This is a genomic window from Paraburkholderia sp., from assembly GCF_035948235.1.
Classification (GTDB): domain Bacteria; phylum Pseudomonadota; class Gammaproteobacteria; order Burkholderiales; family Burkholderiaceae; genus Paraburkholderia.
Map to the genome: position 1 here is coordinate 1 of NZ_DASZJJ010000258.1, position 10,595 is coordinate 10,595.

General features: G+C 67.4%; 10 protein-coding genes and 1 riboswitch. Of the genes, 6 read left to right on the forward strand and 4 right to left on the reverse strand.

From position 1 onward, the window contains the following. Positions 1 to 155 precede the first annotated feature (155 nt). The 5 genes from VG320_RS22655 (at position 156) to VG320_RS22675 (ending at position 6,168) form a co-directional block, all read left to right on the forward strand. Positions 156 to 599, forward strand: coding sequence for a hypothetical protein (locus VG320_RS22655; RefSeq protein WP_327202304.1), 444 nt, complete (start codon positions 156 to 158; stop codon positions 597 to 599). A gap of 248 nt (positions 600 to 847) precedes the next feature. Continuing rightward, positions 848 to 1,546: a response regulator transcription factor gene (locus VG320_RS22660; RefSeq protein WP_327202305.1), complete on the forward strand. Its 699-nt coding sequence runs from the start codon at positions 848 to 850 to the stop codon at positions 1,544 to 1,546. Continuing rightward, positions 1,543 to 2,949: a FecR domain-containing protein gene (locus tag VG320_RS22665; protein WP_327202306.1), complete on the forward strand. Its 1,407-nt coding sequence runs from the start codon at positions 1,543 to 1,545 to the stop codon at positions 2,947 to 2,949. Before VG320_RS22660 ends, VG320_RS22665 begins: the two co-directional genes overlap by 4 nt. A gap of 11 nt (positions 2,950 to 2,960) precedes the next feature. Beyond that, entirely contained in the window at positions 2,961 to 5,435 is a 2,475-nt protein-coding gene (locus VG320_RS22670) for a CHASE2 domain-containing protein (RefSeq protein ID WP_327202307.1), read from the forward strand. 100 nt (positions 5,436 to 5,535) lie between these two features. Continuing rightward, the gene (locus VG320_RS22675) at positions 5,536 to 6,168 is read left to right on the forward strand and encodes a DUF4136 domain-containing protein (RefSeq protein WP_327202308.1); all 633 of its coding nucleotides are present in this window, start codon (positions 5,536 to 5,538) and stop codon (positions 6,166 to 6,168) included. 5 nt (positions 6,169 to 6,173) lie between these two features. Here VG320_RS22675 and bluB read toward each other — a convergent pair whose 3' ends face one another. Genes bluB through VG320_RS22695 form a run of 4 tightly spaced genes read right to left on the reverse strand, consistent with a single transcriptional unit; the run spans position 6,174 to position 9,238 of the window. Then, positions 6,174 to 6,833, reverse strand: a complete 660-nt coding sequence (bluB, locus tag VG320_RS22680) for a 5,6-dimethylbenzimidazole synthase (RefSeq protein WP_327202309.1) — start codon at positions 6,831 to 6,833, stop codon at positions 6,174 to 6,176. After that, on the reverse strand, positions 6,817 to 8,127 hold the full coding sequence (locus VG320_RS22685; protein ID WP_327202310.1) for a cobyrinate a,c-diamide synthase: 1,311 nt from the start codon (positions 8,125 to 8,127) through the stop codon (positions 6,817 to 6,819). Before VG320_RS22685 ends, bluB begins: the two co-directional genes overlap by 17 nt. 4 nt (positions 8,128 to 8,131) lie before the next feature. Beyond that, positions 8,132 to 8,734 (reverse strand): cob(I)yrinic acid a,c-diamide adenosyltransferase, encoded by a 603-nt coding sequence (gene cobO, locus VG320_RS22690; protein ID WP_327202311.1) that lies wholly within the window; start codon positions 8,732 to 8,734, stop codon positions 8,132 to 8,134. Positions 8,735 to 8,743: 9 nt separating this feature from the next. Then, complete coding sequence (locus VG320_RS22695; protein ID WP_327202312.1) at positions 8,744 to 9,238, reverse strand: cobalamin biosynthesis protein; 495 nt, start codon at positions 9,236 to 9,238, stop codon at positions 8,744 to 8,746. A 187-nt stretch (positions 9,239 to 9,425) separates the two neighbouring features. Beyond that, positions 9,426 to 9,696: riboswitch (cobalamin riboswitch) on the forward strand. Positions 9,697 to 9,915: 219 nt separating this feature from the next. Between VG320_RS22695 and cobW the strand changes: the two genes are divergently transcribed. Next, on the forward strand, positions 9,916 to 10,595 hold a 680-nt coding region (cobW, locus tag VG320_RS22700), incomplete at its 3' end, for a cobalamin biosynthesis protein CobW (RefSeq protein ID WP_327202313.1).

The following is a 10,595-nucleotide window of genomic DNA, read 5'->3' on the forward strand; positions in this document are numbered from 1 at the left end:
CGCCGCAGACCACGCAGCGTTCAGTTCGTGCTGTCGCCACTCGTTTTTCATTCACAAGTCCGTCCGTACCAGCCGATGCGCACAGCGGCCTTCGACGTCGAAGCCGCGCGCGCCGCGATGCCATGGCCGGGCTTGTCCGCAACATGGGGTTTGTCATGTTTTTCCGTTCGGGCAGCATCCGATTTCCTCCTGATTCGCGCGTGAGCGGCTCGGGCCGCAACCGCGATCTCGATCGTGTCGAACTCGACCTCGCTCGCGACCGTCACGCGCGTGCCGCCATGGAAGCCTATGCGGATTCCTGTGAGGCCGAATTGCCGTGGCTCACCGAGGTGCTGCGCCAGTCGCGCTTCGGGCGTTCAGAGAAGCTGACGCAGTGTTCCTCGACGGTGCTGCGCGCATTTGTGCTGGCGCAGTCGCGCGCCGCTGTCCAGGCCGACTACGCGCATGCCGCCTGGGAGCACGTTCGCGTGCAACTGGTCGCCGTGCTTGCGGGTATGCCGCAGACGGGCACGCAGGAGGCACATGCCGGAACGAGCCGGACCGACGAAGCAGGCGTCGGCGAAGATCCCGCCCACGCGCCCCGGGCCGTGCTGCGGTAACGGGCGGCCCGACGGGTGGCCGATTTCGACTACCATGAGCGAAATCCGGGTCCCGATCTCGATGGGCGATAGGCACTCCCATTTATTTCAAGACGCAGCGAAAGTAGCGGATTGGGCGCGGCAGGGGCTGCGCAGCAAGAGATTGGGCATGGAGTCCGGGCGGCAATGGCGAACCAGTGGCAAACTTCTGGGCGCAATTGAGCCGGCCCGGCCCGAGAAGATGAATAACGAACTGGGTGCAGGGCACTATGAGAATCGCAGTACTCGATGACGATCCGGCGCAAACCGATTTCGTCTGCCAAACGCTGGAGGCCGCGGGCCACGTCTGTCACGCGTTCGCCAAGGGAGGCGATCTCGTCAAGCAGCTCAGACGGCAGACGTTCGACCTGCTCGTGCTCGACTGGAACGTCCCCGACATGGCCGGCGACGAAGTCCTGCACTGGGTCCGCCAGAGCCTTTCCACGCGCCTGCCCGTGCTGTTCATGACGAGCCGCAGCCGCGAAGTCGATATCGCGCTGATGCTCAACAGCGGCGCCGACGACTACGTGGTCAAGCCGGTCTCCGCGCCGGTGCTGCTCGCGCGCGTCGGCTCGCTGCTGCGCCGCGCCTACCAGTTGCACGCGCCGGCGCAGAAGGAAGTGTTCGGCGAATATGAATTCGATCTGAAGTCGCGTCAGGCGTCGGTCGGCGGCAAGGCGGTCGCGCTCACGCAGAAGGAGTTCGAACTCGCGCTGTTGCTGTTCCAGCATCTGAGCCGCCCGCTGTCGCGCGCGCATATCCTCGACGTGATCTGGAAACAGTCCGACGACATCCCGTCGCGCACCATGGACACGCACGTTTCGATGCTGCGCTCGAAGCTCGGCCTGCGTCCCGAAAACGGCTATCGCCTGACGCCGATCTACGGCTACGGCTACCGTCTCGAACGTCTCGAAGGGGACGCGGCTTGAGCGGCGTCGGTTCGGCGCGCCCGTTGCTGGCCTGTGCGCTGACGTTCAGCCTGCTGCCGGCAGCCTACGCTCACACGCCTGCTCATGTGCCCGCGCACACCTCCGCAAAATCGGCCGAAACCACGATCTACGTCACGCGTGCCGGCGACTCGCTCTACGACATTGCCCAGCGCTACCTGAGCGACCCCGCCGACTGGGCTCAGCTCGCGCGTCTGAATCACGTCAGCGCGCCGCGCCGCCTCAAGCCCGGCACGGCGCTGCGCGTGCCGGTCGTGCTGCTGCGCCAGGACGGCCTGAGCGCGCGCGTGATCGCCACATCCGGAGCCGCGAGCCACACCTTCGGCGGCGGTGCGCAGTTACCGCTGATCGTCGGCGCGAATCTGGTTGAAGGCGAGCATGTGCAGACCGGCGAGAACGGCTTCGCCACGCTCGAACTGGCCGACGGCTCGCATCTCGTGATTCCGCCGCGCAGCGCGCTCAATCTCGCCACGCTGCGCCAGACGGCGCTGACGGGCGCGACCGATCGCGTCGTCAATCTGCAGCACGGCGAGGTCAACACCGAAGTCACGCACGCCACGAAGAAGGACGACCGTTTCCAGATCCGCTCGCCGTCGGTGGTGGCGGGCGTGCGCGGCACCAGTTTTCGCGTGAACTACGACGGCGACAAGGGCTCGACGGCGGTCGAAGTGCTCGAAGGCGCCGTGGGTGTCGATGCCGCGCCGCAGGGGCAGGCGGCGAGCGTGGCGCCCGCGCCCGGCACGCCGCTGGCTGCTTCGACGCAACTCGTTGCGGCCCGTCACGGCAGCGTGACGCTTGCGGGCGGCGCGCCCGGCGCACCGGTCGCGCTGCTCGAAGCGCCCGACCTGCGCAATCCCGGGAAGATCCAGGACGACGCCGTGGTCGCGTTCGATCTCCAGCCGGTCGCGCTTGCAAAGGGCTACCGCGTGCAGATCGGCCGAGACGCGGGCCTGCTGGACATGATTCGCGATCTGCGCACCGATGCGGCTCACGTCGATGTCGGCTCGCTCGACGACGGCACATATTTCGTGCGCCTGTCGGCCATCGACGCAAACGGCCTCGAAGGCATGCCGTCCACCTATGCGTTCCAGCGCCGCCGCGTCTCGCTCAACGCCACGGCCGGCCGTGTCGACGGCTCGCGCGACTACGCGTTCCGCTGGTTCGTCGAGCGCAGCGCGGGCGACACGCAGTTCCGCTTCGTGCTGGCGGCGTCGCCCGATCTGCGCACGCCGCTCGTCGATCGCACCGACATCAAGGACGGCCAGGCCGTCGTGCGCGATCTGCCTAAGGGCGTCTACTACTGGACGGTGATCGCCGAGCAGTTCGACGGCGGACGCTATTACCAGAAGGCCAGCCCGGTCCAGTCGTTCCGGATCGACTGGTGAGGCGCGCGCGCATGAGCCTGGGCGCGCGCACGAGCCTTTACACCGGCCACCCTGGCCGCCCCGGGCGCTTTGCCGGGCGGCGCTTTCTGTTCGAATGGCTGGGCGTGGCCTGCGCGGGCGTCGCCATCGTCCTGCTGAGCGTGCTCACGCACTGGACGCTCAGCGCCGATTCGCTGGTCTACGACCGCTTTCTCGCCGCGCGCAAGCACCCGGTGTCGCCCGACATCGTGGTCGTCGAGATCGACAACGCGAGCGTCGCCGCACTGGGGCGCTGGCCCTGGCCGCGCAGCGTCCACGCACAACTCGTGGACGAACTGGCGAGGGCGGGCGCGGCTGCCATCGTCTACGACGTCCTCTTCACCGAGCCCTCGCCCGACGACGCGCGCTTTGCCGCCGCATTGCGCGAGCGTCCCGCGTTTCTTCCCATTCTGCTGTCGCCCGCCGCCGCGTCTGCCGATGGAGCCGATGGAGCCGATGGCCGCCGCCAGCTCGTCAAGCCCGTCGCGCCGCTCGCCAGCGCCGCCGCCGGTCTTGGCCACATCAATCTCGAAGTCGACAACGACGGCATCGTGCGCAGCGTGGCGCTGTTCGAAGGCGATGCGCAGCAGCGCTGGCCGCAACTGATGGAACCGCTGTGGCGCGCGGTGCGCGACGGCCGCATCGCGCTCGCCGGCACCCCGAATCCCCCCACCGATGCGCTCAAACGCGCCGACGCCACAGTCCTGCGCGTGGCCAACACGGGCAGCGAGGCGCGCTTCCTGCTGCCGTTCAGCCCGACCACGCAGTCGTACCGCAAGATCTCGTTCGCGCAGGTGCTCGAAGGCCGCGTGCCGCCCGATCTGCTGCGCGGCCGCGTGGCGCTGGTGGGCGTGACGGCATCCGGCCTGTATGACCGTTTCGCCACGCCGCTTTCGGGCACGCTCGGGCCGATGCCGGGCGTCGATATCCACGCGCTCGTGCTCGATACGTTGCTCACCGGCTCGGCCATCGAACCGGCCTCGCGTATGGCCGTCGTACTCGCCTCGCTGCTGCCGCTCGCGATGCTGCTGGCGGGCTTTCTGGTGTTCTCGCCGCTGCGCACGCTGTTGATGCTGTCCTTGCTCGCGCTCCTCACGCTCGCGGCCAGCGCCGGGCTGCTCTATTTCGCGCGGGTCTGGCTCGCGCCGGTGCCCGCGATACTGGCGCTGGCGCTGGTCTATCCGCTGTGGGGCTGGCGGCGTCTGGAAATGACGATGGCGTATCTGCGCAAAGAGCTCAAGCAGCTCGCCGACGAACCCTATCTTTTACCCGAAGCGCCGGTGCCCGCGCGCGAGTTCGGCGGCGATGCGCTGGCGCAGCAGATGGCGCTGATGGCGCAGGCCGCGCAACGTCTGCAGGACATGCGGCGCTTCGTGTGGGACAGCCTCGATTCGGTGCCCGAGCCGCTGATCGTGGCCGATCTGCAAGGCGTCGTGCTGATCGCCAACCACGCGGCGCGCGCCTACTTCGCAGGCCTGAACGTTGCGCTGGCCGAGGGGCGGCAGATGCAGGACGTGTTCGGCGATCTCGCGCTGGTCAAGCCGATCGATCCGAACCCGGACACGCTCGCCTTCGCGCACGCGCACTGGCCTGCGCCGCTCGATCCGGCGCTGGGCGATTACGCGCAACTGATGGAGCGCGGCGTCGAGGTGCGCGCGCGCGACGGCAGCGATTACCTGCTGCGCTACGCGCGCTGCACCAACGCGCAGGGGCAGGCGGTGGGCTGGATCGCGGGTCTGGTCGATGTGACGGCGCTGCACGACGCCGAACGCCAGCGCGAGGACGCGCTGCGGCTGCTGTCGCACGACATGCGCTCGCCGCAGGCGTCCATCGTCGCGCTGGTCGAGACCGAACGCGAGCGCGGCACGCTAGCGGCCGCGCCGGTGCGCGAGGTGATGGACCGGATCGAGCGCTACGCGCGCCGCTCGCTCACCCTCGCCGACGACTTCGTGCAACTCGCGCGCGCGGAATCGCAGGTCTATGCGCTGGAGCCGACCAGCCTGACAGAACTCGCAATCGACGCCAGCGACGAAGTCTGGCCGCAGGCCAGCGCCAGGCACATTCAGGTCGAGACCGCCTTCGATGGCGACGAGATGGGCTGGATCAACGCCGACCGTTCACTGATGACGCGGGCTCTTGTCAACCTTCTTAACAATGCGGTGAAATACAGCCCACAAAACACCAGAATTATCTGTAGTATCGCGGTCGAGAAGGGTTCGGCACCGCGCGTGATCTGCGCGATCCGCGATCAGGGCTACGGTATTGCACTTGAGGATCAGGCGAAACTGTTCGAGCCGTTCCGCCGCTTTCACGAAGGGCAGCGGCCCGAAGTGAGCGGCGCGGGACTCGGCATGGCGTTCGTGAAGACGGTCGTGACGCGCCATGGCGGCGACATTCAGGTCGAGAGCATGCCCGACCAGGGCACGACGGTGACGATGTCGTTGCCGGCGCTGGAAGCACCGGAATGAGGGCCGTGCGGCCCTCGCGTGTCGCGTAACGTCACGTGTGCCGCCTGAGAAGCCCGGGCGCTGCCAGAACCTGCTGGCCAAGATTCCGATGGAGTACGCAGTGAAGTTTCTGATGACGATCTGCACCGTGTCGCTGGCGGGTCTGCTTGCCGGCTGCGCCGGTGCAAGCGCCGACGTGCAGGCAAGCGGTGGTTTCCCCACGGCGGAGGCGGTGGGCGCCGCTGTCCCGGCATCGACTTACCGTTTTGCTCGCACGCCGTCGCAGGCCGATGCGGGCGAAAACCTGCCTTACGAGGCGCTCCTGCGCGAGGGCCTGGCGCAACGTGGCTTCCAGCAGGACGCGTCGAATGCCGCGCGTTATCTCGTCTCCGCCGCATGGGCTTCGCGGCCCGCCGATGTCACGGTTGCCACGGGCGACTGCAAGGGCGGCTGCAATCCGGCCGAAGGGCCGTCGCTGCCGTGGTTCGGCCATCGTTACGTGCATACGCTCACGCTGCGCTTTTTCGCGCTGCCTGATGGCCACGAGACCTACAAGGTGAGCGCCGAAAAGCGCGACCGCAACGCCGACGCGCAACAGGCGCTGCCGTATCTGGTCGCCAGCGCGCTGGCGAAGATGCCTTACGCGGGCGCGCCGCAATGGCGCGTGAAGATGAAGGACTTGGCGCCGGCCAGCGCTCAGGGTAGCGCCGCTGCGATGCCCGCAGTCATATCGGTTACACCGCTCGCGCAATAAGCGCGTCAGGCCTGCGGATCCGGGTCTGCGGGCCAGCGATTCTCGTAGACGCACTCGCCCAGATCCTTGCGCTCGGCCCAATGCTCCATTTCGAGCATCGGTTTCGGATAGAACTCGGCTACGTGGCCGACGCACAGGATCGCTACCGGCTTCGCGCCAGGAGGCATGCCCAGCAGCGCGTGCACTTCGTCGACATCGAAGATCGACACCCAGCCCATGCCGAGACCTTCGGCGCGCGCCGCGAGCCACATGTTCTGGATCGCGCACGCGATCGACGCGAGGTCCATTTCCGGCAGCGTGCGGCGCCCGAAGATATGCGCCTCGCGACGGTCCATCAGCGCGACGACCAGCAGCTCGCCGCATTCGCGCATGCCTTCCACCTTCAACTTCATGAACTCTTCGCGGCGCTTGCCTAGCGCGTCGGCGGTCGCGATGCGTTCGCGCTCGACGGCCTGCTGAAGCTGCTCGCGCACGGCGGCATCGGTGATGCGCACGATACGCCACGGCTGCATGAAGCCCACGCTCGGCGCGTGATGCGCGGCGTCGAGCAGGCGCGCGAGCACCGCCGGATCGACGGGGCCGGGCGCGAAATGGCGCATGTCGCGCCGTTCGTAGATCGCGCGGTAAACCGCCGCGCGTTCGGCGTCGTCAAAGGGTTGTGCCATGGAAGAGGGCGGCCGCGAAGGCCGGATTGGAAGGCCAGTAGGCGTGCATATAGGTCGCGGTGATCGGGCCGTGGCGATAGAGCGTTTCGCCGTCCGCACCCGTTTGGGCGTGGCGTGCGCGCAGCAGCGGCGCCAGCGGCGTGCTCACGCGCGAGTAGTGGAACGTGTGGCCGGTGAGCATGCCGTGCGCGCCGTCCAGGCGCTGCATGCCGAGCGCGGCGAAGCGCTTTTGCATCTCGGCGTCGCCCGGCAACAGGCCGAGCATGGGCGTGCGCGTGCCGTCGACGGTGGTGAGCGCGTCGAGCAGATACAGCATGCCGCCGCATTCGGCGACGAGCGGCTTGTTGGCCTCGACGTGTGCCCGCAGCGAAGCGGCGCTGCGCGCATTGGCGGCGAGCGTGGCCGCGTGCAGTTCGGGATAACCGCCGGGCAGATAGACGGCGTCGGCCTCTGCGGGCGCGGCTTCGTCGGCGAGCGGCGAGAAGAAACTCACGCGCGCGCCCATCGCTTGGAGCAGCGCGAGATTGGCCGGATAGAGGAACGAGAACGCGGCGTCGCGCGCGATGGCGATGTGACGGCCTGCGAGCAATGAGGGCGTTGGCGTAACGCTCGCGGGCGCATCGAACGTCACGGCGGCCGGCAGGTCGGCTAGCGCAGTTTGCGCGAGCGCGTCGGCGGCGCGTTCGATACGCGCGTCGAGATCGGCGATTTCGCTGGCCTGATGCAGGCCCAGATGCCGGTCGGGCAGCGAGAACTGCGCGTCGCTGGCCACATGGCCGAGCCAGCGGATATCGGCGGGCAGGCCTTCCTGCAACATCTGCGCGTGCCGCGCCGAGCCGACGCGATTGGCGAGCACGCCATGAAACGGCACATCGGCGCGATAGCGCGCAAGGCCAAAGGCGAGCGCGCCGAAAGTCTGCGCCATCGAATTCGCGCCGATCACTGCGGCCACCGGCACGCCGAACGTTGCGGCCAGATCGGCGCTGCTGGGCGTGCCGTCGAACAGGCCCATCACGCCTTCGATCAGGATCAGATCGGCCTCGGCTGCGGCCTGTGCGAGCAGCGCGCGGCAGCCGGCTTCCCCCACCATCCAGAGATCGAGCGACATGACTGGCGCGCCGCTCGCACGCGCGAGGATCATCGGATCGAGGAAATCCGGGCCGGTCTTGAACACGCGCACGCGCCGCCCCTGGCGGCGGTGCAGGCGAGCCAGGCCGGCGGTGAGCGTGGTTTTGCCCTGACCCGAAGCGGGCGCGCTGATGAAGAGCGCCGGGCACGCAAGCTTCGCGTTCATCGCGTCAGAACTCCACGCCCTTTTGCGCTTTCACGCCTTGTTCGCGGTACGGGTGCTTGACGAGGCGCATTTCGGTGACGAGGTCGGCGGCTTCGATCATCTCGTCGGATGCGTGGCGGCCCGTGACGACGATGTGCTGCATCGGCCCGCGCGCGGTGAGCACTTCCAGCACTTCTTCGATCGGCAGGTATTCGTACTTGAGCACGGTGTTCAACTCGTCGAGGATCACCATGGCGTATTCGCCGCTTTCGATCATGCGCTTCGCTTCGTTCCAGCCTTTGCGGGCGGTGGCGATATCGGCATCGCGGTTCTGCGTGTTCCAGGTGTAGCCGTCGCCCATCGTCACGAAGTCGCAGTGCGCGACGCTCGCGAGGAAGTCGCGTTCGGAGGTATGCAGCGCGCCCTTGATGAATTGCACGACGCCCAGCTTCATACCGTGGCCGAGCACGCGCACGGCCATGCCGAACGCCGCTGTGCTCTTGCCCTTGCCGTTGCCGGTGTTGACGATCAGGAGGCCTTTTTCGTGCGTCGCGGCGGCCTGCTTCTTCTCGTGGCCTTCGCGGCGGCGTTGGGTCATACGCTGGTGCGATTCGGGATCGGTTTTCATCGTCGCGGATCAGTCCTGTGGTTTCGGAGTTACTTGATTGGCGAAGGCGGCAAGCGCCACGGTCACGCCATCGAGCGCGAGCTTGGCGCGCACGAGCGGGCCGCCTGCGGCTGCCAGGCAAGCGCACGGTTCACACACGCCAGCCACGCCGAAACGTGCCTGCGCGGCGGCGCTGGGCGCGGAAGGCAGGGCATGCGCTTCGACGCTCGCCACTTCTTCGCGCGTGAAGGTGCGCAGCGGCAGCGCATGCGCGGCGCAGAACGCGAGCAGCGCGGGTTCGGCGGCTTTCGCGTCGAGCGTCGCCACGACCTTGACCTGCGCGAGCGTCCATTCGCCACGATCGCCACCATCGCCACCATCGCCGCGATTGCCGAGCTGTGCCTGCACCGCCGCTTCGACCTGCGCGAGCGTCACGCCGCTGCGGCAACCTATGCCAAGCGCGAGCGCATTGTCTGCCGGGGCTGAGGCATCGGGCAAGGGATCGGCGGGTAGGATGCGATTCACGTGAGTGCGGGCTGTGGCGGGTGACGGGGAGTCTGCGCGGCGCGCAGATGAAGACACGTCGATGCACGCCATTTCATGCCATTGACCGCCGGGAATGCGCGCTACGATAGCACACGCATCGCGGCTCCAGCGGCGCTCCCGCGTGCGCGCGCAGTGTGTGCGTGTTGACGCATGGATGGCCCGCGCCTACACTCGCACGCACTCTGGTGCTCGCGTGCGCGATCGTTCTGCACGCGGTTAAACGGGAATCAGGGAGCGAACGCGTGCAACGCGATGAGCTTAATCTGAACTGCACCCGCAACGGTACAACGAACGCATCGGCTGTAAATCCGATGCAAGCCGCTTCAAGGCATGCGACGCATGCCGGGCGCCACTGCGCAATCGGGCCGCGAGGCCCGGCGTGGGAAGGCGAAGCGGTTTTCGTCAGTCCGGATACCGGCCAGATACGCGGGACGCGCGCTGCGGGGATGCGGCGCACTGTCCATGATTTCCATGCGTCAGCCGGTTTGGGCCCATGACGCGCCTTCTTTGCCGTGAACCTTGTTGTGTCGTGTCGCGCTTGCCAGGCTGATTTCCGGCAGGCCGCGCACCGTATTGGCAACAGGCAGGCGAAGAGGCGCGAATCCCATCCGGCGCGGCGCATTCCACCTGCGGCCACAGCGCCGAAGGAGCACCTCATGCAAATGCGCAAGATCCCCGTCACCATCGTCACGGGCTTTCTCGGCAGCGGTAAGACCACGCTGCTGCGTCACATTCTCCAGCACGCGGGCGGCCTGCGCGTGGCGGTCATCGTCAACGAATTCGGCGAACTCGGCATCGACGGCGAAATCCTGCGCGGCTGCGGTATCGGCTGCGACGAGAACGGCAACGAAACCGAAGGCCAGCTCTACGAACTCGCCAACGGCTGCCTGTGCTGCACGGTGCAGGAAGAATTTTTCCCGGTGATGGAGCAACTGCTCGAACGCCGCGGCGATATCGATCATGTGCTGATCGAAACCTCGGGTCTCGCGCTGCCCAAGCCGCTGGTGCAGGCGTTCAACTGGCCTTCGATCCGCAACGCGTTCACCGTCGATGCGGTCGTCACCGTGGTGGACGGCCCCGCCGCCGCCAGCGGCCAGTTCGCGGCCAACCCGCAGGCCGTGGACGAGCAGCGCCGCGCCGATCCGAATCTCGACCATGAATCGCCGCTGCACGAACTGTTCGAAGACCAGCTTTCGGCCGCCGATCTCGTGATCCTCAACAAGACCGATCTGATCGACGAAGCGGGTCAGGAAGCACTGATCGCCGAACTGCGCGAAGAACTGCCGCCGCAGGTCAAGATCGTGCGCGCGCAGCACGGCCAGCTCGATCTGCATAC

What these genes read in the sequence shown, in the direction of transcription:
- VG320_RS22655 (WP_327202304.1), top strand. Translation starts at nt 156, where the DNA reads ATGTTTTTCCGTTCGGGCAGCATCCGATTTCCTCCTGATTCGCGCGTG.
- VG320_RS22660 (WP_327202305.1), top strand. Translation starts at nt 848, where the DNA reads ATGAGAATCGCAGTACTCGATGACGATCCGGCGCAAACCGATTTCGTC.
- VG320_RS22670 (WP_327202307.1), top strand. Translation starts at nt 2,961, where the DNA reads ATGAGCCTGGGCGCGCGCACGAGCCTTTACACCGGCCACCCTGGCCGC.
- bluB (WP_327202309.1), bottom strand. Translation starts at nt 6,833, where the DNA reads ATGGCACAACCCTTTGACGACGCCGAACGCGCGGCGGTTTACCGCGCG.
- VG320_RS22685 (WP_327202310.1), bottom strand. Translation starts at nt 8,127, where the DNA reads ATGAACGCGAAGCTTGCGTGCCCGGCGCTCTTCATCAGCGCGCCCGCT.
- cobO (WP_327202311.1), bottom strand. Translation starts at nt 8,734, where the DNA reads ATGAAAACCGATCCCGAATCGCACCAGCGTATGACCCAACGCCGCCGC.